We start from the raw sequence: 22,609 nt of genomic DNA, 5'->3' as shown, positions 1-22,609 counted from the left end.
CCTTGTGGTGGTTTTGGCCTGGGTCTAGAGCGTGTGGCCGTAGGCGTTGGCGGCCTTGATGGCGGCGGCGAATTTTTCGTCGGTGAAGGGCTCCGGGTTGCCTTGCTTCCACTCGTTGGTGGCGTGCGCGTGCTCGCACAGGGCAGGGATATCGGTCTCGGAAAGCCCGACCTGCTCAAGCGTTACGGGCAGCCCCATCTGCTTGTTGAAGTCAGCATAGCGCTTAAGGTTCTCGGTGTCGCCCGTGTAGGTGAACAACACCAGCACGCCCAGGCTTACGACTTCGCCGTGCAGGTAGGTGCCCTCACGCGGAATGCTGCAGGTGGCGTTGTAGAACGCGTGCGCCACGCTCGAGTTGTAGTAGTAATCGTTCTGGTTGGTCAGGTTCGAGACATAGCCCGTGTTGACCACGATGTCGAGCGCGATCTGCTTGACGGCCTCGCTCGACAGATTCTGACGAACGTCCTCAAGACCCTGAACACCGTAGGTAAACAGCGGCTCGGAACAGGTGTGGGCAAGAGCCAGGCCAAGGCCGGCGGTGTGCTCCAGGTCGCCGGCGCTCGTGGCGTACTCGACTTCGGGCTGCTTGGACAGGGCGTCGCCCACGCCGGCCCAGAAGTACTCCGCCGGAGCCTCGGCGATGATCTTGGGATTGATGAAGATGTGCGCCGGTCGGTTGGGGTACGAATAGCCCTCGAGCGATCCATCGTCGTTGTAGACGACGGCAATGGCGGTCGCGGCGGAACAGTTAGAGCAAATCGTCGGCACCGTAAAGACAATCTTCTTGAGCTCGATTGCCGCTGTCTTGACGGTGTCGAGTGCCTTGCCGCCGCCACAGGCGATAAGCACGTCTGCCTGCTGGCAAGCGGGGGAGTTCACGACCTTGGCGATATTGGCGCGCGTACTGTTGGTGCCGTAGACGCGCGTCTCCAGAATCTCGACGTCGGTACCTTCAAGCGCCGCCTCGATGCCCGGCAGCGCCGCAGCTAGGGCTCGCTTGCCACCAATGATGGCGACTTTCTTCGCGCCGTACTCCGCCAGTGCGGCGGGCAGCTTGGTAAAGCAATCCTCGCCGACGGTGTAGTCGCTCATTCCGATTGTGCGCATGGCAGCCTTCTTTCGTTAGTTAAAGTGCTTTCAGGTATTTTGCTCCTAGAGAAGGCTAACGACCACGAGAAATTTCTTACGTATGAAACCAGTGTTGAGGGTTTTTCGCCGGCGCGGAACGTGCTAGCATACTCCGCATAAGCGTTGATGGGGACGAGTAGTCGGCCGTCCGCATGCCACAGAGAGCGGGGAGCGCTGAGAACCCGTGCATGCGACCGATGAAAATCACCCCGGAGCTGCGGTCCCAACGGACGTGCCGCGCAGGCACGTCTTAGTAGATATCGCCGAGATGGTCGTCGATACAGGCCAGCCGAGTAACGGATGCGAGCGCGCGAATACGCGGGCGAGGGCATCTAAGCTGGGTGGTTAAACGAAGAGCTTTTGCGGGCATACAGCCCGTTTTTGTGGCGCTTCGTCCCAGCTTGTAGGGACGGGCGCTTTTTTGGTGCCCAACGGGCGTGCGCGCCCACGACATGAAAGGGGTACCGTGGCAAACGAGTACAAGCAGACGATGAATCTGCCCAAAACCGGTTTTCCCATGCGTGCCGGTCTTTCCAAGTCCGAGCCCAAGCGACTCAAGGACTGGCAGGACAACAAGGTCTACGAGCAGGTTCTGAAGAAGAACGAGGGTCACAAGAAGTTCGTGCTGCACGACGGCCCTCCGTACGCCAACGGCCCGATCCACATCGGCCACGCCATGAACAAGATCTCCAAGGACATGATCAACCGCTACTGGATGATGCAGGGCTATGAGGTTCCCTATGTTCCCGGTTGGGACTGCCATGGCCAGCCGATCGAGCATAAGGTCGAGGAGAAGCTCGGCACCGAGAAGTTCAACCAGACCTCCACGGCTAAGATCCGTGAGCTTTGCAATAAGTTCGCTGTCGAGAACATCGAGCTGCAGAAGGCCGGCTTCCGTCGCCTGGGCGTGCTCGGCGATTGGGACAACCCCTATCTGACGCTCTATCACCAGCATGACGCCGCCGACATCGAGGTTTTCAAGGCCATGTTCGACAAGGGCATGATCTATCGCGGTCACAAGCCCGTCCACTGGTGCAAGCACTGCCATACCGCACTTGCTGAGGCCGAGATTGAGTACTCCGACGAGACGAGCCCGTCCATCTTCGTGCGCTTTGAGATGACCTCCAAGCCCGTCGGCCTCGAGAACTTCGACGGCCCGGTTGACTTTATCATCTGGACGACCACGCCGTGGACCATCCCCTCCGACCAGGCAGTTTCTCTCAAGCCCGGTGCCGCCTACGTCGCCGTTGAGCACGACGGCCGCGCCGAGGTCATGCTCGAGGACCTGGCTCCTAAGTGCTGCGAGGAGTTTGGCTGGGAGTACACCCCGGTTGTGGTCGACGGCAAGCCCTATGTGGTTCCCGCCGAGACCTTCCATCACATTCACTATAAGCAGCCGATCTTTGACGGTGTTGAGGGCGTGGCACTGTTGGCCGATTACGTCGGTGTCGATGACGGTACCGGTATTGTCCACAACTCGCCCGGCCACGGCGTCGACGACTACTTTGCCTGCCTCAAGGAGGGCATCACCGACATCTGCATGCCGGTCGATGACGACGGCAAGTTCTACACCGGCGAGGAGTTTGGCACCGGTGGCCCCTTCAGCGGTATGGACACCGATGAGGCCAACCCGCACATCATCGAGTTCCTGCGCGAGCGCGGTACCCTAGTCCTCGAGAAGAAGATCACGCACAGCTATCCGCACTGCTGGCGTTGCAAGCACCCGGTGCTCTTCCGTGCTACCGACCAGTGGTTTGTCTCGATGGACAAGACCGGTTTGCGCGAGCAGGCTGGCAAAGAGGTCCGCGAGAACGTCAAGTGGTATCCGGCCCACGCGGCCAACCGCATCGGCGCCATGGTCGAGCAGCGTCCCGACTGGTGCATCAGCCGTCAGCGCAACTGGGGCGTGCCTATCCCCAGCTACACTTGCGCCGACTGCGGTGAGAAGGTCATGAACGACGCCACGCTCGACGCCGTCATCAAGCTCTTCCACGAGAAGGGCTCCGACGCCTGGTTCACCGACGCTCCCGAGAGTTACCTGGGCGAGGCTTGCGTTTGCCCCAAGTGTGGCGGCCATCACCTCAAGGCTGATAAGGACATTCTCGACGTGTGGTGGGACTCCGGCGTGTCCTGGAAGGCCGTCTGCGAGTATCGACCCGAGCTTGAGTACCCGGCTGACGTGTATCTCGAGGGCTCCGACCAGCATCGCGGTTGGTTCCAGAGCTCGCTGCTCACCTCGGTGGGTGCCAACGGCCATGCTCCGTACAAGGCGGTCGTCTCGCAGGGCTTCACGCTCGATGGCCAGGGCCGCAAGATGTCCAAGTCGCTCGGCAACGTCATCGACCCCAACAAGGTCTGCGACGAGATGGGCGCTGACATCATCCGTCTCTGGGTTGCCTCCGTCGACACCAGCTCCGACGTCTCCATCGACCATGAGATTCTCGCTCGTACGTCCGATGCCTATCGTCGTTTCCGCAACACGCTGCGCTTCTTGCTCTCCGAGCTCGAGGGTCAGTTTGAGCCCGAGACCGACGGCGTCGCCTTTGCCGACCTGCTGCCGCTCGACAAGCTCATGGTTGCCCGTCTGACCCAGGTCCAGGCCGAGGTCGACGACGCCTACGCCAGCTATGAGTTCCCGCGCGCCTACCGTGCGCTCTATGACTTCGTGGTTACCGAACTTTCCAACGTGTATCTCGACGCCCTGAAGGATCGTCTGTACTGCGACAAGCCCGGCTCGCTCGAGCGCCGCAGTGCCCAGACCGTGCTGGCCGAGCTCTTCTCGATGCTCATGCGCGACCTGCAGCCGATCCTGTCCTATACCGTCGACGAGGCCATGGCATATGCGCCCGCCGGCTGCGTCGATCACCAGAAGTACGCCGCGCTGCTCGATTGGTACAAGTCGCCCATCACGGTCGACGAGGCCAATGAGTTTGAGGGCGTGCTCGAGGCTTCGCTCGAGCTCCGTAGCGCCGTGACCAAGGCCCTTGAGGATGCCCGTTCTGCCGGCACCTTCACTAAGAGCCAGCAGGTCCGCGTCAAGGCGGTCGTTCCCGCCGAGATGTACGCGCTGCTGACCGGTGATAAGGCCGTCGACCTGGCCGAGTTCTACATCGTCTCCGATGTTGAGCTGACCCAGGGCGAGGAACTCTCCGTTGCCATTGAAGCTGCCGAGGGCGAGTGCTGCGACCGTTGCTGGAACTACCGCACCACCGTTGGCGAGTACAACGGCCACGCTCATATCTGCAAGCGCTGCGCTGACGCTTTGTAGTTACGCGGTTTTACCAAATCGCGTAAGCGGTTGACGCTGCAAACCCGCCAGAGCGGCAATTGGGGGTTCCGCCGTTCTGGCGAACGTCGGACCTGCCGACGCTGCGCGGGCCGCATTTGGACAATCTGACGTTCAATTTCAAGGGCGCGACCGAAAGGTCAGCGCCCTTTCATTTCACGTCACCTTGTCTCAAATGCGACCCGCTCACTCATTTATGCTCTACCTACGGTGTTTCCGTTCTTGGGAGATTTGTCGCTTCTTGCTTGCGTCAATGTATGATTATCTTCTGCGTTAAACGGAATTCGATGTTCTTGAGGGTAGGGGATTTCTTTGGGTCGTACTGGGGATATGACGCCGTCTTTGCGTTGGCGGTTGGGTGTTGCTGGTGGGGTGGCGCTCGTTGTGCTGCTTGTTGACCAGTTGACCAAGCTTGCGGTTCGTGCCGTGGGCGATGCACTGCATGTGACCGTCATCCCCGGCGTGATCGACTTCCTGTTTGTCCGCAATATCGGCGCTGCCTTTAGCATGGGCGAGGGGCATGGCATCGCGTTTGCCGTGCTGGCGCTGGCGGTCATTGTCGCTATTGCCGTGTACCTCATTCGTGCACCCCAGCTCGCCCATCTTGAGGTTGTGGGCATGGCGATGGTTGCGGGCGGTGCTATCGGCAACGCTATCGATCGTTTGGCCTTTGGCTTCGTGACCGATTTTATTGCCACCACCTTCATCGACTTCCCCGTCTTCAATGTGGCCGATATCGGCATTACCTTGGGCGTCGTGCTCGCCCTCTTCGGATACATGTTCTTGAGCCCCGCGGCCCGCGAGGTTGATGCGACTGCCGAGCTCAATGCCCGTGATGAGGCCCGCGCTAAGCGCAAGGCCAAGCAGCGTGGGGAGCGTGCCCGCAAGATTCGCGAAAGGAATGAGCGTTAATGGCCGACATCCATATTCTTGTTGCCGACGATTCCGCTGGTCAGCGTCTTGACGCCTATTTGGGCGCCAACGATGGCTGTCCCACGCGCTCTGCCTGCGCGCATCTGATCGAGGGAGGCGCCGTTGCCGTCAACGGTGAGACTTGTCTCTCTAAAAAGTGCGCCGTACGCGCCGGCGATCGCATCTCGGTCGACTTGCCCGAGCCGCACGACCCGACCGACGTGATTCCCGAGGCCATTCCCCTCGATATCCGCTACGAGGACGACTACCTTATCGTGCTCTCCAAGCAGCGTGGCCTGGTGTGCCATCCCGCCCGCGGCCACGAGAGCGGCACGCTTGCGAACGCCTTGGTCTACCACTGCGGTATCGATCATCTTGGTACCGTGCAGGGTGAGGACCGCCCCGGCATCGTGCATCGCCTGGATCGCGATACCTCGGGCCTTATGCTCGCGGCAAAAGACGACGACACCCAGCGCGCGCTTCAAAATCTCATTCGCACGCGTACGCTCGACCGCCGCTATATCACGCTTGTCCACGGGCACATCGCCATGGACGAGGGCACCATCAATACCGGTATCGCCCGTTCTACGCGCGACCGCGTCAAGATGGCGGTTTCGGACGACCCCTTTGCCCGTCAGGCCATTACGACCTTTAAAGTCCTCGAGCGCTTTGATTCCACGCGCTTTGACGATGGTTATACGCTCGTTGAGTGCCATCTGTTTACCGGTCGCACGCACCAGATTCGCGTGCATATGCGTCATATCAACCACGCCTGCGTGGGCGATCCACTCTACGGCAAGTGCGATGCGCGCGCCGACCAGGGCCTGACCAGGCAGTTCCTTCATTCCTGGCGCGTGGCGTTCGACCATCCCGTGACGGGGGAGCGCATTGAGTGCCGCGACGAGTTGCCGTGGGATCTCGCTGCGGTTCTCGACGATCTGGCTCCGCGCTCGCTTGGCCGCACCGCCGCCGGCGACGACATCGTCCCGCAGCTTGGCCTTCTCGAAGCCTAGCCGGTATTAGGTGGTTTCTTGAACTCGGTAAGCCTGCGGTAAGATATACGGTTGTTTACGTAACGCGTTCTCGGGAGCCTGCATGCTCGCCTTTTTACAAACTAACACGCCCATCGTGATCTTTAACCAGATTGTGGTTACGCTGCTCACGGTCTGCTTTCTGTACCAGGTGGTCTTCTTTGTCATTGGCGCTCTTCGTGGCGAGGTCGCGCCTCCCAAGGCCAAAAAACTCCATCGCTATGCCTTTTTTATCGCGGCGCATAATGAGGAGGCCGTGATCGCCAACCTCGTTCGCTCCATCAAGGACCAGGATTATCCGTCCGAGCTCATCGAGGTTTTCGTGGTCGCCGATGCCTGCACCGACAACACGGCGCAGCTCGCGCGCGAGGCCGGTGCCATTGTTTACGAGCGCAATGACCTGGCCCGCAAGGGCAAGAGCTGGGTCATGGACTTTGGCTTCGACCGCATTCTCAACGAGTATCCCGACACGTTTGAGGGCTACTTTATCTTCGATGCCGATAACGTTATCTCCCGCGATTACGTTTCCAAGATGAATGATGCCTTTGACCAGGGCTTCCATGTGGTCACGAGCTATCGCAATTCCAAGAACTTCGGCAGCTCGTGGATCTCGGCTGCTAATGCCACGTGGTATCTACGCGAGGCGCGCTTCCTCAACAACGCGCGTAATATCTGCAAGACGTCCTGCGCTGTTTCGGGTTCGGGCTACCTCATCTCCGCCAGCGTTATCGAGGGCATGCACGGTTGGCAGTTCCACACGCTGACCGAGGACATTCAGTTCACCACGTTCTGCGCCATTCACGGCATTCGCATTGGCTATGCGCCGGCGGAGTTCTTTGACGAACAACCCGTGACGTTTAAGGCGTCCTGGAAACAGCGCATGCGTTGGACCAAGGGCTTCTACCAGGTGTTCTTTACTTACGGTAAGCACCTGGTCAAGTCGATCTTCCGCTACCATCGCTTTGCCGCCTACGACATGTTCATGACGATCGCCCCGGGTATGCTGCTGTCGCTCATCTCGATGCTCGCCAATGCGACGTTCCTGATCGTGGGCGGACTCTCGCACGGCTTTTTGGCTACCGAAGTCGAGATGCAGGCCTGTGCCGCTTCGCTCATTATGACCTTCGCCATGATGTATCTGACTTTCTTTATCCTGGCGCTGCTCACGACTATCTTTGAGTACAAGCACATTCACTGCGCGCAAAAGTGGCGTCTGGTGACTAACCTGTTTACCTTCCCGATCTTTATGTTCAGCTATATCCCCATCACGGTGGCCGCGCTGTTCCTGAAGGTCGACTGGGTCCCGACGCAGCACGCCGTCAGCGTTACCCTTGACGAGGTCATGCAAGGCGCCAAATAACCACCACCAAAACCACCGCAAAGGGGACAGGCACCTTTGTGGTGGTTTTTGCTTTTGAGCAGCTGCTCAAGGAGGTTTTCGATGATCTATATCCCGTTTTGGATTTGCATCTTTGCCGGCGCGTGGATTGATGCCCGTGAGCGGCGGTTTCCCAATGAGCTTGCCGGCGCATGTGCCGTGGCGGCGTTAGCAGGCGTTTGGCTCGACAGGGGCGTTAACACTGCACTTGATCATGCCGGTCTTGCGGTCATCGTCTACCTTGCCCTTGTGCTTACTGAGTCGCTCTGGCGGCGCCTTCGTCAAGCCCCGGGGATTGGCATGGGGGACGCCAAAGCACTCTTCGCGCTTTGCACGCTCGACCCTATGGGTGGCATCGTGGCATTTGCCGTCGCACTCCTGGCCCTGGCCCTCTCCTGCCTCTTCACAAAATCGCGCTCCCTGCCATTGCTCCCGTTTTTAGTGTCGATTTTTGCCATAATCGAGGTCGTGGGCTGCACTCTGTAACCGATTGCGCATCGTTCTTAAGGAGCATGCCATGGCAACTAATCAAGAAACGGCCGCCATCAAGGCGCGTATGGACCGTATTCCTTCGGCGTTGTCGCCCGAGCTCGTCGAGCGCATTGCCGCCGATCGTGCTTCGGGCTATATCAACCCGTATCGTTGCAACGATGATCAGGTCATTCGTCGTATTGATCGCGCCGCCGACAAAGGCACGCTTATGCGTCCGGCGTTTATGCGCGATACCGAAAAAATCCTCCATCTACCGGCGTACACCCGTTATGCAGGCAAAACGCAGGTTTTTAGCTTTCGAAGCAACGACGACTTGTCGCGTCGTGGTCTACACGTGCAGCTCGTCTCGCGCATTGCGCGCGATATCGGTCGCGCCCTCGGGCTCAACTGCGATCTGATTGAAGCGATCGGTCTGGGTCACGACTTGGGGCACACGCCTTTCGGCCATGCCGGCGAGCGATTCCTCAACGATATCTATCACGAGCGCACGGGTCGTTATTTTTTCCATAACGTGCAGTCGGTCCGCGTGCTCGATGCGCTGTACGGTCGCAACGTGTCGCTTCAGACGCTCGATGGCGTGCTCTGCCACAACGGCGAGTACGAGCAGCGTGTGTTCGAGCTCTCGGACATGGGTTCCTTTGACCAGTTCGATCGAACCGTCGAGGATTGCATTGCCACAGGCTATAGCGCAATTGAGCACTTGCGCCCCATGACGCTTGAGGGCTGTGTCGTTCGCATCTCGGATATTCTTGCCTATGCGGGGCGTGATCGCCAAGACGCCATTGCGGCGGGCCTGCTGTCACCCGACGCTTTTGACGATGGGCTTGGCGGAGCATACAACAGCTGGATTCTCACGCATGCCTCTATCGATATCGTCGAGCACAGCTATGGTAAGCCGCGCATCGAGATGAGCGAGGACCTGTTCGAGGAAATCCGCCGCGCTAAGCGCGAGAACTACGAGAAGATCTATAGCAAGGGCGGCATCGAGGGCGACTCCGAAACGGAGCTGCGCGAGGCGTTCGAAAAGCTCTATGACCGTTGCCTGCAGGATATAAACGAAGGCGACGAGTCTTCGTATATCTTTAAGCATCACATTTCGCGCATTGAGCGGCAGCTTTCCTACTACAATCGCACCTATGCATGGCAGGATGATAAAGATCAGACCGTAGTGGATTACATTTCGAGCATGACGGACGGCTATTTCTGTGAGCTGACGAGCAAGCTGTTCCCGGGGCTGAAGTTTCCGCATCGTACCTATATTAACGAACGGTAGTTCGTATATTTTCGGTATACTGTTGAGGAACAGCGATTTTGATGGATGCACGGGATGGCTATGGACGACCTTTTTTCTGCCTCGACGCGCGAGCGTTCCTTTAAAAATGCGCCGCTTGCGGTGCGCATGCGCCCCAATTCGCTCGACGAGTATGTGGGCCAGCAAAAGGCCGTCGGTAAGGGCTCATGGTTGCGTGCCGCGATCGAGCACGACGTGCTTTCGAGCGTGATTCTGTACGGGCCGGCCGGTACGGGTAAGACGACGCTGGCCCACATTATCGCCAACCATACCAAGAGCGAGTTTGTCGAGGTCAGCGCCGTCACGGGTACTGTGAAGGACCTGCGTCGCGTGATTGACGAGGCCAAGACGCGCCTGAATACCTACGACCGCCGCACCATTCTATTCATCGATGAGATTCACCGCTTCTCTAAGTCGCAGCAGGATGCCCTGCTGCATGCAGTTGAGAACCGTACCGTCATTATGATTGGCGCTACGACAGAGAACCCGTACTTTGAGGTCAACTCGGCACTGTTGTCGCGCGGGCGCGTGGTGGAGCTTGAACATCTGAAGGATGAGGATATCGCCACGCTTATTGAGCGTGCGCTCGAGGCACCACAGGGCTTGAACGGAAAGTTCTCGGCCGATGAGGATACGGTCAAGACCATCTGCACGCTGGCAGCGGGTGACGCTCGCTCGGCGCTCACGACGCTCGAGCTTGCGAGCGAGATTGCCGTCACGCGTCCCGATACCGAGGGAACGCCAGCGCCTGCGGCGGGGGAGCGCTATCCCATCACCGTGGATGACGTGAAGATTGCCAACCCGCGTCGCGGCTTTACGTATGACAAAAACGGCGACATGCACTACGACATCATCAGTGCGTTCATCAAGTCCATGCGCGGTAGTGACCCCGATGCCACGATCTATTGGCTCGCGCGCATGATCGATGCTGGGGAGGATCCTAAGTTTATCGCTCGCCGCATTATGATTCACGCTTCTGAGGATGTTGGCAACGCCGACCCGCAGGCGCTTTTGGTGGCGCATGCCGCGTTTAAGTCTGCCGAGGTCATTGGCTATCCCGAGTGCCGCATTAACCTGGCTCAGGCTGCACTCTATGTGTGCTTGGCGCCAAAATCCAACGCGTGTGAGGCTTCGATCGATGCGGCGCTGGCCGATATCCATTCTAGTGGGCTTCGCGAGGTGCCGAGTTATCTGCGCGATCGCCATCGCCCGGGCAGCGATGAATACGGTGTGTATAAGTATCCACATGATTATCCCGAAGGCTGGGTCGATCAGCGCTATTTGCCCGAGGGACTGGAGCGCGGCGTGTTCTGGCAGCCTGCCGGCCGCGGTTGGGAAGAATGGCGCGTAGAGCAAAGCGAACGCGACCGCAGCGGGAATGCACCGAAGTAGCTGCTGATAATTTTGTCCCACGTTGCTGCTCTTGGCATGTTCGGTCCTCTTTGGGGTACCATGGAAATCGTCTGTATATCGATTCCTTTGGGAGGATTGTATGAGTCCCATTCAAATCGCCCTGCTGCTGCTCGCCGTTGCCGGCGTGTGGGCCATCGTTGAGCTCGCGCTTACCCTGCGCAAGACCCGCACCGTTGTCGACTCGCTCGATAAGACCGTTAACGACCTCAACAACACCATCGCCGAGGCTCAGCCTGTGGTGGCAAAGCTCGATGGCGCTGTCGATGAGCTTACGCCGGCGCTTGCCCAGATGGAGCCGCTGCTTAAGTCGAGCAAGACGGTAGTTGATGCCCTTACCTCCAATCTCGTAGAGGTCGAAGCCGTGGTTCGCGACATTTCTGAGGTCACCGGTAGCATGGCCGAGGCCAGCAATGCTGTGTCGAGCGTGACCGACTCTGCCGCCGGTGCTGTGCAGAAGCTCTTCAATAAGGTGAAGGCTCCTGCAGCTGAAGCCGAGCGCAAGCTTTCCGCTGCCGCCGAAGAAGCCGAGCAGCCGACCGAGCGCGTCTTGATTGGCAAGGCGGAGGACGAGGCCGCCGATGGCGCAGATGTGGCTCAGAAGTCTGCATCCAAGCGGGCTCAGTATTACACCTATACACCCTCCGAGACCTCTGAGGAGTCCTGCGATGAGTAGCGAAGCAACCTGCCCCATCACGCTGACCGTTGCCGGCGACCCGCGTCTCGCTCGCCTTGTGCGCATGACGGCAGCCAACGTTGGTGCCCTGTGTTCCATGTCTGTCGATCGCATCGAGGACATCCGCATGGCTGCCGAGGAAGCCTTTATCTTTGGCTGCATGGCTGTTGATTCCGACGACATCTCAATCAAATTCGATGTCGATGAATCTCACGTTGGCATGACCTTTACTTTTGGCGATCAGGCCACCGTCGACGAGGATGACCAGGCTGCTGTTTATGCCGAGCTTATTTTGGCGAGCGTGTGCGACTCCTACGAAAAGACTGCGGCGCCCCTGACGCTTTCCCTCGACCTCAAGGCGGATATTTAATATGACCGAACGTTCCCGGAGCGGCAAGACCGCTTGGGACAAGGAGAAAACCCGCGAGCTGTTTCGTCGCTACAAGGAGACCGGTGATCCGGACGCCCGCGAACAGCTCGTCATGTCCCATATGAACCTGGTAAGGTTTCTTGCCAACAAATTTAAGAATCGCGGCGAGCCGCTCGACGACCTCATGCAGGTCGGCTATCTGGGTTTGCTCAAGGCTATCGACCGCTTTGACCCCGAGCGCGGACTCGAGTTCACGACGTTTGCGACACCCACTATCCTGGGCGAGATCAAACGCCATTTCCGCGACAAGGGCTGGAGCGTGCGCGTACCGCGTCGTCTGCAGGAGCTCTCGGCCAAGGTCAACCAGGCTACTGACAAACTTACCAACGAGCTGCAGCGTTCGCCCAAGGTTGAGGAGATCGCTGAGTATCTAGATGTGACCGTCGACGAGGTGCTCGAAGCTATGGAATCGTCCTCGGCCTACACCTCGGTGCCCATCGAGGCCCCCGGTGCGTCCGATTCCGACGATGCGCCTTCGATTCTCGACCGCTATGCCGATGATGACAACGAGCTCGACTTTACCGATGACCGCCTGGTGATCGAGGAGGCCATTCGCGATTTCTCGCCGCGCGAGCGTGAGGTTATCGAGCTGCGCTTTGTGAAGGGCATGACCCAGATTGAGATTGCCAAGAAGCTGGGCATCTCGCAGGTGCAGGTCTCGCGCCTGCTTCGTCGTACCCTTAAGAAGATTCAAGACAAGATTGACCCCGACGGAGTGATGGTTCGTTCATGAATGAGCACCCCCAACAATCCGACCGCATGCTGCGCGATGCCCGCATTCTGACGCTTCGTATTTGGGCCGTCGTCGGTTGCATCGTTATCGCCGCTGTCATCTTTAACCTTATGGGCATCCTGGCGCCGGTTATCGAGTTTCTCGCTGTCGGTTCCATCATTGCTTTTGTGATGTCGCCGATCACCAATTGGCTCGAGCATCACGGCGTCGGTCGTGGCATCGGTTCGCTTGTCGCGCTCATCGTGGTTGTGGCGGTGCTCGTCGGCGTCGTCTGCATCCTGTCGCCGATTCTGTTCGGCCAGATTATGGAAGTCCTGAGCCGTCTGCCCGCGCAGCTTCGCGTTGCGGGCGGCGACCTCAATGAGATGATCTCACACGCCAAGACGCTCAACAACACGCCGCTCAAGGAGTATCTGAACGAAAATCTTTCTTCGCTGGTTACCGTGGCGTCGAAGTATGTTTCGCAAATCGCCGCCGAGCTCGGTCGCGGTGTATTCCCGCTCATTACCAACACGGCCTCGCAGCTGTTCGTCATCTTCCTGGGCCTGGTGCTTGCCTATTGGATGGCCTGCGACTACCCTCGCATGCACCACGAGATTTGCACCATCATCGGTCAGGAAAAGGAGACCTCGTACCGCTTTATGGTCGCCATTCTGTCGCGCTCAGTGGGCGGCTACATGCGCGGTATGGTCGTGACGTCCATCTGCGGCGGTTTTCTCGCCTTTATCGGTTTTATGATCATCGGTCATCCGTATGCGGCGCTTATGGCCATCTTTACCGGTATCATGCATTTGGTTCCGGTTGTCGGCCCCTGGGTGAGCGCTGCAATCGCCACAGTGCTCGGTTTCATGTTCAGCCCCATGTTGGCGTTATGGACGCTCATCGTGACGATGGTCGCGCAAAACGTCACCGATAACGTGATTTCGCCTAAGGTTATGCAGAGCTCGGTGCAGGTGCATCCCATCATGAGCCTCACGGCGGTCGTTATTGGTTCGGCGCTCATGGGTCCCATTGGCATGATCATTGCCATTCCGCTGTGCGCAGCCCTTAAGGGCATTTTCGTCTACTACTTTGAGAATGAGACCGGCCGCCAGCTTGTGGCATACGACGGCGCCGTGTTTAAGGGCACGCCGTATCGCGATGCCGAGGGCAACCCGGTCGCCGCCTATGACGCGCTTGGAGACGATACATTCATTTACGAGTCCGAGCTCATCGGCAACGAGACTGCGCCCGAGGCCCAGGCAATGCCCAAACCCGAGCTCGAGAATCCCTGGATTAAGCTCTCGGGTCTTCAGCCCGATGCGACGGGTTTCTTCAAGAACCCCTTCGCCAAGGATGACGATTCCGATACGGACGACGACACCAAAACCGGCATCGACGGCTCCATGGACGATTCGGATTCCAAATAGGCCCTGTTAGCGTTTCTTGATGTTGTAAAAGACAAGAAACACGAGTAAAGCGATTGATAAGGGGCCGGCTACATAGAAATAGAGGATGTCAATTGCGCGTAGAACGCAATAAGTGTTATTGCCGGACGTTACCGCGTACAATACGTAGTCAAATGCTGGTTGGTTTGCGTACCAGCGGGAGAAGGCTAAGAGCGCTAAAAGTGCTACTACCAGAAGGACATTCAGGACAAATCGTTTGCTTTTCATCGATCGCTCCTTCCGGGTGACTCTTATATGTAATTCTACAGCAGCCCTTTTTCAAAGGATCGTACAGTCCTAAATAACGTGCACTTTCGCTGGAGGGTCGCTGTTTGGCGGCCCTCTTTTTTGCACAGGCGCGGTGGGATGGTAATATCGTTACGTTTGAACTGTTTCGATGTGAAACCGAGGAGATTCCCTCTATGAGTGCTGACTACCCGTCAATGACTACGGCCGAGATCCGCTCCAAGTTCCTCAACTTCTTTGAGGAGCGCGGTCTTAAGCTTTATCCTTCTTCGTCTCTTGTCCCCGACGATCCCTCGCTGCTGCTTGCCAACGCCGGCATGAACCAGTTTAAGGAGTACTACCAGGGCAAGAAGACCATGAAGGAGATCGGCGCGATTTCCTGCCAGAAGTGCGTCCGCACCAACGACATCGACTGCATCGGCGAGGACGGCCGTCACCTGTCCTTCTTCGAGATGCTCGGCGACTTCTCCTTTGGCGGCGTTTCCAAGCAGCAGGCCTGTGCTTGGGCCTTTGAGCTCATCACCAAGGAGTTCAAGCTGCCGCTCGACCGCCTGTACTTCACCGTCTTTACTGAGGACGACGAGACCCACGACGTGTGGCGCTCCCTGGGCGTTGCCGAGGATCACATCTCCCGCCTGGGCGAGGACGACAACTTCTGGGCCGCTGGCCCCACCGGCCCCTGCGGTCCGTGCTCCGAGATCTACTTTGACATGGGCGAGGAGGTCGGTTGCGGCAGCCCCGACTGCAAGCCCGGCTGCGACTGCGACCGCTTCCTGGAGTTCTGGAACCTCGTGTTTACCCAGTACGACCGCCAGGAGGACGGCTCCATGCCGGAGCTGCCGCACCGCAACCTCGATACGGGTATGGGTCTGGAGCGCATGGCCGCCATCATGCAGCACAAGACCGCTAACTACGACGGCGATCTGATGCAGCATCTCATCAAGCTCGGTGAGGAGATTAGCGGCAAGACCTATGACGCCGACGATTACTCTGGTGCCAGCCGCTCTCTGCGCATCATCGCCGACCACTCCCGTGCCGTCGACTTTATGATTTCTGACGGCATCCTTCCCGGTAACGAGGGCCGCGAGTACGTTTTGCGCCGCCTGCTCCGTCGTGCCGTGTTCCACGGCCGCCTGCTGGGCATCGAGGGTGCCTTCCTGACCAAGTTTATCGACGAGGTCAACGCCCAGATGGGCGAGGCCTATCCCGAGCTGCTCAAGAACGTCGCGCTCGTCAAGGGCATCGTCGCTTCCGAGGAGGAGCGTTTCTCCACGACGCTCGACAACGGCCGCGTTTACCTAGACGAGGCCCTGGCCGCGCTCTCCGAGGGTGCTGTCCTTCCGGGCGACGTTGCCTTTAAGCTGCACGACACCTTTGGTTTCCCCATCGACCTGACCGTCGAGATCGCCGGCACCGCTGGCCACGATGTCGACATGGACGGCTTTACCGCCTGCATGGAGGACCAGAAGGCCCGCGCTCGCGCCAACGCCAAGGGCGACGCCTGGGGCAGCTTCAACGACGTGTGGGTCGAGCTTTCGGACAAGGTCGCCGCGACCGAGTTCGACGGCTACGACAACGATGTCATCGAGGGCGCCAAGGTTGTCGCCATCGTGCGCAACGGTGAATCCGTCGAGTCCGCTGCCGCGGGCGAGGATGTCGAGGTCGTGCTCGACCGCACCCCGTTCTATGCCGAGATGGGTGGCCAGCAGGGTGACGCCGGTGAGCTGTCCGCCGAGGGCGTTTCACTGACCGTTTCCGATACCAAGAACCACAACGGCCTGTATGCCCACGTCGCCCACGTCGCCGAGGGTACGCTGACCGTCGGTGCTACCGTGACCGCCACGCTCGACGCCGAGCGCCGTGGCTTCCTGCGTCGCAACCACACCGCCACCCACCTGCTCGACGCCGCGCTTAAGCAGGTCCTGGGCGAGCATGTCTCCCAGGCCGGCTCGCTGGTGACGCCCGAGCACCTTCGCTTTGACTTCACGCACTTCGAGGCCCTGTCCTCCGAGCAGCTCAAGGCTGTCGAGGACCTGGTTAACCAGCAGATCTTTGCTTCCAAGCCGGTCGTGACCCGCGTCATGGGCATCGACGAGGCAAAGGCCGCCGGTGCTGTTGCCCTGTTTGGCGAGAAGTATGGCGACGTCGTCCGCGTTGTTTCCGTGGGCGCCGAGGACCAGCCGTTCTCCCGTGAGCTCTGCGGTGGCACCCATGCTGCCAACACTGCCGAGATCGGCCTGTTCAAGATCATTTCTGAGTCCTCTACGGGCTCCAACGTCCGCCGTATCGAGGCCGTGACCTCTAAGGGCGCCCTCGACTATATGGCCGACCGTCTGTCGCTCGTTGACGCCGCTGCCGCTGCGCTCAAGTGCCGCGTGGACGAGGTCCCCGCCCGCGTTGAGAACCTGCAGGCCGAGCTGCGCGAGACGTCCAATAAGCTCAAGAAGGCGCTGACCGGTGGCTCCTCCGACGCCATCTCCAGCGCCATCGACGGTGCTGTCGAGCTCGACGGCTACAAGCTCGTCGTTGCTGAGCTTCAGGGCCTTGAGGCTGCTGACCTGCGCAACGTTTGGGATACCGTGCACCAGAAGGTCGCCGGCCCTGTCGCCTGCGTTGTTGCCAGCGTGACCGAGAAGGGCACCCCGGCCCTGCTCGCCGCCGGCTCCGATGACGCCGTGAAGGCCGGTTTCCACGCCGGCAACGTGATCAAGCAGATCGCGGGCCTGGTCGATGGTCGCGGTGGCGGCCGTCCCAACATGGCCCAGGCCGGTGGCAAGAACGCTGCCGGTATCGCCGATGCCCTCGCGGCCGCCAAGACCGCGCTCGGCGCCTAAGAACTTAGGTAGTCGCAGTGGTCGCGCTTGCGCTGGACATAGGGGAGACCAGGATTGGCATCGCCGTCTCGAGCCGTGATGGCAAGATGGCGATGCCTGTCAAGGTGCTTCCGGCTGCCGAGGTCACCGGTATGGCCAAGACGTTCCGCTACCTGGTTGAGGACTATGAGCCCGACATCCTGGTAAGCGGACGTCCCCTGACCATGGCCGGTGAGCCCGGCCCTCAGGCCGAGCGCGTTGCCGCTGTGGCGCAAAAGATTGCCGACGAGCTCGATCTTCCGTTGGAGTTTGAGGACGAGCGTCTGTCCTCGCAGGAGGCCAAGCGAATCCTGCGAGAGCAGGGGCTTAACGAAAAGCAGATGAGGGGCAAGATTGACATGATCGCCGCCAGCCTGTTCTTGCAGACATGGCTCGATCGTAAAAACGAGGAGGTTCAGCATGTCTAGCGCTTCCGATCCGCGCCAGCAGAATCGTACACGGCAACCCGCGCCGCGTCCTGCTCAGCCTGGTCAGCGTCCGGCGCAGCCGACGCAGCGTTCGGCTCAGCCTACTCAGCGTGCTGCTCAACAGCCCGCCGCTCGTCCCGCGCGGCCCGCTGGCGGCGCTCGTTTTAAGCAACAGGCTCCTGCCCAGCGCACGCAGGGGCAGGCCCCGCAATCACGCTCCCACGCACATCATGTTCATGGTTCGCATGGCGTTGCTCCGGCCACGCGCTCGAGCTATAACACGCACGCCCGCCGTGGTACCCAAAAGAAAAGCTCCCCGGTGCCTATGATTATCGGTGGCGTCGTCGCCGTGCTTGCGCTTGTCGCGATCGTTTTCTTTGTCGTGCCAGCCGTCAAGGGCTTCTTTGGCGGTGAGGATGCGAAAGTCGCTGCTGGCCAGCAAGTTACTATCACGATTCCCGACGGTGCCTCGGGCGATACTATCGCCTCGATTCTCTCTGAGAACCATATCGTCGAAAATCCCAAGGATTACTATGCGGCGGTGAAAAAGCTCAACGCCGATATGTCGCTCAAGCCTGGTGATTATTCGTTCACCACACTCATGGATGCGACCAAGGTTGTTCAGCAGCTCATGGAAGGCCCCAACGCGGGCTCCAATGCGCTGACTATCCCTGAGGGCCTAACGGTCGATCAAGTCGCCGACCGTGTGGCCCAGGCCTACGACAGCATCTCTAAGGAAGACTTCCTCAACCAGGCCAAGGCCTCCAACTACGTTGACGACTATAGCTTCCTTAAGGGCGCCGCCAACGATTCGCTCGAGGGTTTCTTGTTCCCCAAGACCTATTCGCTGGGCGATTCGCCGACGGCCGATGACGTGATTCGCGCCATGCTCGATCAGTTTAAGACCGAGTACAAGTCGCTTGACTTTGCGAGCTGCGAAGCCAAGATCAAGGAACGCTACGGCGTGGAGATGTCCGACTACGACATCGTCAACTTGGCCTCTATCGTTGAGCGCGAGGGCCTCAACGCCGATCAACGTGCGCACGTGGCCTCGGTCTTCTACAACCGCCTTGCCGGCAAACTCGACGGTCTGCGCTATCTCAACAGCGATGCGACCATGATGTATGTCACCGGTGGCGAGGTTACCGCCGACGACCTGCAGAGCGATAGTCCGTATAACACCTATAAGCACGAGGGCCTACCGCCCACGCCCATCTGCTCTCCGTCGCTCGAGGCACTCAAGGCCACGCTTGAGCCGACCGACTCCGATGACCTGTATTTCTACATTACGCAGGACGAGGAGTACTTCTCGCAAACCTACGAAGAGCATCAACAGTCTTGGAATTAGCATGAGGATTTTTAGCCCCAAACGATACGTTGCCTCGGTCGATCGCATCGACCTTAATACCCTGTGGGCCGACGGCAAACGCGCCATTCTGCTCGATCGCGATAACACCCTGGTGCCGCGCGACACCGAGCAGGTCCCCGCCGCGATTTCCGCTTGGCTCGACGCCGCCCGCGCCAAAGGCTTTAAGCTGTGCATGGTGTCCAATAACTGGCATCGCGACCAGGTCATGGCATCGGCACGCGAGCTGGGACTCGAGGCCATCAGCCACGCCATGAAGCCGGCGCCGTTTGCCCTCAAGGCGGGTCTTAAGCGCCTCGGCGCCACGGCCGACGAGGCGGTGCTGATCGGTGATCAGCTCTACACGGACGTGTGGAGCGGCAACTTCGCCGGCGTCGATACCATCCTGGTAAAGCCGCAGGCCACGCAGGACCTGTGGTATACGCAGATCTTTCGTATCTTTGAGCGCCGGGCCCTGCGCGACCTTCCCTGCGAGGAATAGGTCTCGTCATGTCCCAGCACACCAAACACGGCTGCGACCATATCTTCTTTATCGGCTTTTTGGGCGCGGGCAAATCGACGCTCGCGCGCAACGTCGGCACTATGTTCAAGCGGCGTTTTATCGATACCGACCGACTGGTCGTGCGCCGTTGCGGTAAGTCGGTAACCGAGATTTTTGAGACCGAGGGCGAGGATCGTTTTCGCGAGCTCGAGACCTCGGCGCTCCGTTCGCTCCAAAGTGAGCGCAGCCTGTTGGTTTCGTGCGGGGGCGGCATTGTCGAGACGCCGGTGAATATTGAGCTGATGCACGAAATGGGTACGTGCGTGTACCTCGAGGGCGACTTTGAGGATTCGATTCGCCAGATTCGTCGGTCCGACACGCGCCCCGATTTCCGCTCGCCCGAGCATGCCGCGCGCTTGTTTGAGCATCGCCGTCCGCTGTATCGCCAGGCCGCCGACCTTACCCTTGATATTCGCAACAAGTCCTTCGAGGACGTTTCCTACCTTTGTGCCGAGATGCTTTTGGAGCGTGGGCTGCTATGATTCGCCGTCAACTGATCAATTTCCAAAACCGCAGCGTCGATGTCCGTGTCGGATTGGGTGCGTTCGATGAACTGTCGCGTATGTTTGCCTCGGCCGTGGGCAAGCCTAAGCGCGCGATGGTCGTTTGGAACACCGCCACATCCGAGCGTTTTGGTGAAGTCGTCGAGCATGCGCTGGTCGACGCCGGTTTTGCCGTGTCGCCGCTAGTCCTCGAGGTTTCGCCTGCTGGTGCCACGCTTGCTGATGCCGATGCTATCTTTGGCGCCCTGACTGCCAATGGCATTACCTGTGACGATCTGGTTGTCGCCGTTGGCGATGCCGCAACCTGCTCGGTTGTTAGCTGGTGTGCCAATCAGTGGTGCGGCCGCACCGAGTGCGCGTTGCTGCCGACGACCTTCGACGCCATGCTCACGGTCGCGACGACCATGAAGCCGCTCGTCGCTTCGTCGGCCAATGCGCTTCCCGCTATCGCGTTCCGTCCTGAGCCGGGCTTGGTCGTGTGTGACCTCGACCTTGTTCGCGAGGCGGACCCCGAGTACCTCAAGCTCGGCTATGTGGTACTTGTTGGTACCATGCTTTCGAGCAGCAAGTCCCGCTGGAATCAGTTTACTGAGACCGTTCCCGAGATTCTCGCGGGCGAGGAGGTCGCGCTCGTCAATGCAGTTCAATGGTCTCAGACTGCCCGTAAGGACGTACTGATGGCCACGAACCCGAGCGCCCGCCATGCGCTCGATTTTGGCAAGACGGGGGAGCGTACTCTGCGCGCTTGCTTGGGCGATGCTGCTTCGCAGGTTCCTGCCTATCAGCTGTTATCCGAGGGCATGCGCTTTGAGGCGCGCCTAGCACATGATGCCTGCGACTTCGATATCGATTACGTCTTTGAGGTCGATGACTGCCTGGAGGACTTTGGTATCGAGGAACTTGCCTTCGATCTGGAGCCTGCCGTATATATCGAGGAGTTCCGCAAGCAGCAGTTCGCTCGCTCGAACCGCAGCATGTTGCCGCTGCCCGCGGCACTCGGCGCCATTCGTCTAACGAGCGTTGAGGACGAGGTTCTTGAGCGCCATGCTCACGCCTACTTGGCTTCTCGCAAAGAACTTCTCTAAGATTTATTGACATCCATCGTCTTTCGTATCATGTTGTGGGACGGGTTTCCAATCGGTTGCGGATCGCATGCGATTCCGACGTTCGGTTGAGACCCGTCCCGTCTTTATAGAGACAATAAGAAAGGAATCTGCATGTCTGAGATTGCTGCCGGTCCTGCCGGTCGTATCGAACGTGTCCGTGCCCTGATGGTCGAGCGCGGCTACGACGCTATCGTGGTACGCGACGAGGCCAATCTTCGTTGGCTCACGGGCGTGAAGGGCGTCTTCGACTACACCTTCGAGTTCCCGCACGCGGCGTTTATTACGGCTGACCAGTGCCTGTTCCATACCGACTCGCGCTACCTCAACAGCTTTGAGGAGAACACGCCCGCCGGCAGCCCCTGGGTCTACGACATGGACGAGGGCACCATCCCCGGTTGGGTCGCCGGCAAAATCGCGGCCAACAAGTGCCGCGTCTGCGCTGTCGAGGACGACATGCAGATCAACTTCTATCAGGGTATTCAGCGTGGTCTGGAGGATCGTTCCGTCGCCTGCATGCTGCCGCTGATGCATGCCGACATTCGCAAGATGCGCGCCATCAAGGACGCCGAGGAGATCGAGCTCATGCGCCATGCGCAGTCGATCACCGACGCCGCCTTCCAGCACATGCTCGGCTTTATTAAGCCTGGTATGACCGAGAAGCAGGTTCGCAACGAGCTCGAGAACTTTATGTTCGCCAACGGCGCCGATAGCCTTGCCTTCGGCTCCATCGTGGCGAGCGGTCCCAACACCGCCAACCCGCATGCCGTGCCGAGCGACCGCGTGATCGAGAAGGGCGATTTCGTTCTCATGGATTATGGCGCGGGTTATTGCGATTACCGCTCCGACATGACGCGCACTGTCGTGATGGGCGAGCCCACCCAGGAGCAGCTCGACCTGTACGCACTCGTGCGCCGTACGCACGAGGAGTGCGTCGCCGCCATCCATCCGGGCGTTGAGGGCAACGACATTTTCAAGCTTTCCAAGAAGATCATCGGCGATGCCGGCTATGGCGATTACTACAACCATGGTCTGGGTCACGGCGTCGGTATCGACATCCACGAGCTGCCCAACTTTAACCGCAGCAAGAACACCATCGCGATCGGCTCAGTTATCACCATGGAGCCCGGCGTGTACCTGCCCGGTGTGGGCGGCGTGCGCCTGGAGGACTACGGCGTCGTCACCGAGAACGGATATGAGCCCTTCACCAAGACCCCGCACGACCTGCACGTCATCGATTGCTAGCCCATTTCGATAGATTTTTGGGGCGGGGCGTCCGAAATGATTCGGGCGCCCCGCGTTCTCTTTTTATGCGCTCGCTGCAGGCGCCGTCTGCAAGTGTATAATTTCGGTCGTATGTAATTTGGACGCTTGTG

General features: G+C 59.3%; 19 protein-coding genes. 18 read left to right on the top strand and 1 reads right to left on the bottom strand.

Going from position 1 to position 22,609, the window contains the following annotated elements:
- Positions 1-24: 24 nt before the first annotated feature.
- Positions 25-1,107 carry an iron-containing alcohol dehydrogenase family protein gene (locus I2F59_RS02885; RefSeq protein WP_195503177.1) on the bottom strand — a complete coding sequence of 361 codons (1,083 nt, stop codon included), beginning with the start codon at positions 1,105-1,107 and terminating at the stop codon, positions 25-27.
- 511 nt (positions 1,108-1,618) lie between these two features.
- Between I2F59_RS02885 and ileS the strand changes: the two genes are divergently transcribed.
- The 18 genes from ileS to I2F59_RS02795 all read left to right on the top strand — a co-directional run bounded on the left by ileS (position 1,619) and on the right by I2F59_RS02795 (position 22,478).
- Positions 1,619-4,396 (top strand): isoleucine--tRNA ligase, encoded by a 2,778-nt coding sequence (gene ileS / locus I2F59_RS02880; RefSeq protein ID WP_229065301.1) that lies wholly within the window; start codon positions 1,619-1,621, stop codon positions 4,394-4,396.
- A gap of 330 nt (positions 4,397-4,726) precedes the next feature.
- A complete protein-coding gene (gene lspA / locus I2F59_RS02875) occupies positions 4,727-5,326 on the top strand; it encodes a signal peptidase II (RefSeq protein WP_229065297.1) in 600 nt (199 codons plus the stop codon).
- Complete coding sequence (locus tag I2F59_RS02870; protein WP_055286424.1) at positions 5,326-6,339, top strand: RluA family pseudouridine synthase; 1,014 nt, start codon at positions 5,326-5,328, stop codon at positions 6,337-6,339. Before lspA ends, I2F59_RS02870 begins: the two co-directional genes overlap by 1 nt.
- A gap of 82 nt (positions 6,340-6,421) precedes the next feature.
- On the top strand, positions 6,422-7,717 hold the full coding sequence (locus I2F59_RS02865) for a glycosyltransferase family 2 protein (RefSeq protein WP_195503175.1): 1,296 nt from the start codon (positions 6,422-6,424) through the stop codon (positions 7,715-7,717).
- 81 nt (positions 7,718-7,798) lie between these two features.
- The gene (locus I2F59_RS02860; protein WP_195503174.1) at positions 7,799-8,221 is read left to right on the top strand and encodes a prepilin peptidase; all 423 of its coding nucleotides are present in this window, start codon (positions 7,799-7,801) and stop codon (positions 8,219-8,221) included.
- Positions 8,222-8,252: 31 nt separating this feature from the next.
- Positions 8,253-9,500: a deoxyguanosinetriphosphate triphosphohydrolase family protein gene (locus I2F59_RS02855; protein ID WP_195503173.1), complete on the top strand. Its 1,248-nt coding sequence runs from the start codon at positions 8,253-8,255 to the stop codon at positions 9,498-9,500.
- Between the two features lie 60 nt (positions 9,501-9,560).
- Positions 9,561-10,910, top strand: coding sequence for a replication-associated recombination protein A (locus tag I2F59_RS02850; protein ID WP_195503172.1), 1,350 nt, complete (start codon positions 9,561-9,563; stop codon positions 10,908-10,910).
- Between the two features lie 100 nt (positions 10,911-11,010).
- Complete coding sequence (locus I2F59_RS02845; protein ID WP_195503171.1) at positions 11,011-11,604, top strand: hypothetical protein; 594 nt, start codon at positions 11,011-11,013, stop codon at positions 11,602-11,604.
- Complete coding sequence (locus I2F59_RS02840) at positions 11,597-11,974, top strand: ATP-binding protein (RefSeq protein ID WP_195503170.1); 378 nt, start codon at positions 11,597-11,599, stop codon at positions 11,972-11,974. The genes I2F59_RS02845 and I2F59_RS02840 overlap by 8 nt, the downstream gene beginning before the upstream one ends.
- A 1-nt stretch (position 11,975) precedes the next feature.
- Positions 11,976-12,767, top strand: a complete 792-nt coding sequence (locus tag I2F59_RS02835) for an RNA polymerase sigma factor SigF (RefSeq protein WP_117564127.1) — start codon at positions 11,976-11,978, stop codon at positions 12,765-12,767.
- A complete protein-coding gene (locus tag I2F59_RS02830) occupies positions 12,764-14,176 on the top strand; it encodes an AI-2E family transporter (protein WP_195503169.1) in 1,413 nt (470 codons plus the stop codon). Before I2F59_RS02835 ends, I2F59_RS02830 begins: the two co-directional genes overlap by 4 nt.
- A gap of 440 nt (positions 14,177-14,616) precedes the next feature.
- On the top strand, positions 14,617-17,274 hold the full coding sequence (gene alaS / locus I2F59_RS02825) for an alanine--tRNA ligase (protein WP_195503168.1): 2,658 nt from the start codon (positions 14,617-14,619) through the stop codon (positions 17,272-17,274).
- 17 nt (positions 17,275-17,291) lie between these two features.
- The gene (gene ruvX / locus I2F59_RS02820) at positions 17,292-17,720 is read left to right on the top strand and encodes a Holliday junction resolvase RuvX (RefSeq protein ID WP_195503167.1); all 429 of its coding nucleotides are present in this window, start codon (positions 17,292-17,294) and stop codon (positions 17,718-17,720) included.
- Complete coding sequence (mltG, locus tag I2F59_RS02815; protein ID WP_229065296.1) at positions 17,713-19,068, top strand: endolytic transglycosylase MltG; 1,356 nt, start codon at positions 17,713-17,715, stop codon at positions 19,066-19,068. The genes ruvX and mltG overlap by 8 nt, the downstream gene beginning before the upstream one ends.
- 1 nt (position 19,069) lies before the next feature.
- Positions 19,070-19,567 (top strand): YqeG family HAD IIIA-type phosphatase, encoded by a 498-nt coding sequence (locus tag I2F59_RS02810; RefSeq protein ID WP_195503166.1) that lies wholly within the window; start codon positions 19,070-19,072, stop codon positions 19,565-19,567.
- 8 nt (positions 19,568-19,575) lie between these two features.
- Positions 19,576-20,109: a shikimate kinase gene (locus I2F59_RS02805; protein WP_006233986.1), complete on the top strand. Its 534-nt coding sequence runs from the start codon at positions 19,576-19,578 to the stop codon at positions 20,107-20,109.
- A complete protein-coding gene (locus I2F59_RS02800; RefSeq protein ID WP_195503165.1) occupies positions 20,106-21,215 on the top strand; it encodes a hypothetical protein in 1,110 nt (369 codons plus the stop codon). The genes I2F59_RS02805 and I2F59_RS02800 overlap by 4 nt, the downstream gene beginning before the upstream one ends.
- Before the next feature lie 132 nt (positions 21,216-21,347).
- On the top strand, positions 21,348-22,478 hold the full coding sequence (locus I2F59_RS02795) for a M24 family metallopeptidase (protein WP_195503164.1): 1,131 nt from the start codon (positions 21,348-21,350) through the stop codon (positions 22,476-22,478).
- Positions 22,479-22,609: the final 131 nt, after the last annotated feature.

It is taken from the genome of Collinsella aerofaciens, from assembly GCF_015556945.1.
GTDB lineage: Bacteria > Actinomycetota > Coriobacteriia > Coriobacteriales > Coriobacteriaceae > Collinsella > Collinsella aerofaciens_AO.
Note: the sequence above shows the minus strand (reverse complement) of the source record. Positions and strands in the feature narration are given on the sequence as shown.

What these genes read in the sequence shown, in the direction of transcription:
- I2F59_RS02840 (WP_195503170.1), top strand. Translation starts at nt 11,597, where the DNA reads ATGAGTAGCGAAGCAACCTGCCCCATCACGCTGACCGTTGCCGGCGAC.
- I2F59_RS02830 (WP_195503169.1), top strand. Translation starts at nt 12,764, where the DNA reads ATGAATGAGCACCCCCAACAATCCGACCGCATGCTGCGCGATGCCCGC.
- I2F59_RS02870 (WP_055286424.1), top strand. Translation starts at nt 5,326, where the DNA reads ATGGCCGACATCCATATTCTTGTTGCCGACGATTCCGCTGGTCAGCGT.
- I2F59_RS02835 (WP_117564127.1), top strand. Translation starts at nt 11,976, where the DNA reads ATGACCGAACGTTCCCGGAGCGGCAAGACCGCTTGGGACAAGGAGAAA.
- I2F59_RS02845 (WP_195503171.1), top strand. Translation starts at nt 11,011, where the DNA reads ATGAGTCCCATTCAAATCGCCCTGCTGCTGCTCGCCGTTGCCGGCGTG.
- I2F59_RS02860 (WP_195503174.1), top strand. Translation starts at nt 7,799, where the DNA reads ATGATCTATATCCCGTTTTGGATTTGCATCTTTGCCGGCGCGTGGATT.
- I2F59_RS02810 (WP_195503166.1), top strand. Translation starts at nt 19,070, where the DNA reads ATGAGGATTTTTAGCCCCAAACGATACGTTGCCTCGGTCGATCGCATC.
- I2F59_RS02795 (WP_195503164.1), top strand. Translation starts at nt 21,348, where the DNA reads ATGTCTGAGATTGCTGCCGGTCCTGCCGGTCGTATCGAACGTGTCCGT.
- I2F59_RS02850 (WP_195503172.1), top strand. Translation starts at nt 9,561, where the DNA reads ATGGACGACCTTTTTTCTGCCTCGACGCGCGAGCGTTCCTTTAAAAAT.
- I2F59_RS02865 (WP_195503175.1), top strand. Translation starts at nt 6,422, where the DNA reads ATGCTCGCCTTTTTACAAACTAACACGCCCATCGTGATCTTTAACCAG.
- I2F59_RS02805 (WP_006233986.1), top strand. Translation starts at nt 19,576, where the DNA reads ATGTCCCAGCACACCAAACACGGCTGCGACCATATCTTCTTTATCGGC.
- I2F59_RS02855 (WP_195503173.1), top strand. Translation starts at nt 8,253, where the DNA reads ATGGCAACTAATCAAGAAACGGCCGCCATCAAGGCGCGTATGGACCGT.
- ileS (WP_229065301.1), top strand. Translation starts at nt 1,619, where the DNA reads ATGAATCTGCCCAAAACCGGTTTTCCCATGCGTGCCGGTCTTTCCAAG.
- I2F59_RS02800 (WP_195503165.1), top strand. Translation starts at nt 20,106, where the DNA reads ATGATTCGCCGTCAACTGATCAATTTCCAAAACCGCAGCGTCGATGTC.
- mltG (WP_229065296.1), top strand. Translation starts at nt 17,713, where the DNA reads ATGTCTAGCGCTTCCGATCCGCGCCAGCAGAATCGTACACGGCAACCC.
- I2F59_RS02885 (WP_195503177.1), bottom strand. Translation starts at nt 1,107, where the DNA reads ATGCGCACAATCGGAATGAGCGACTACACCGTCGGCGAGGATTGCTTT.
- alaS (WP_195503168.1), top strand. Translation starts at nt 14,617, where the DNA reads ATGAGTGCTGACTACCCGTCAATGACTACGGCCGAGATCCGCTCCAAG.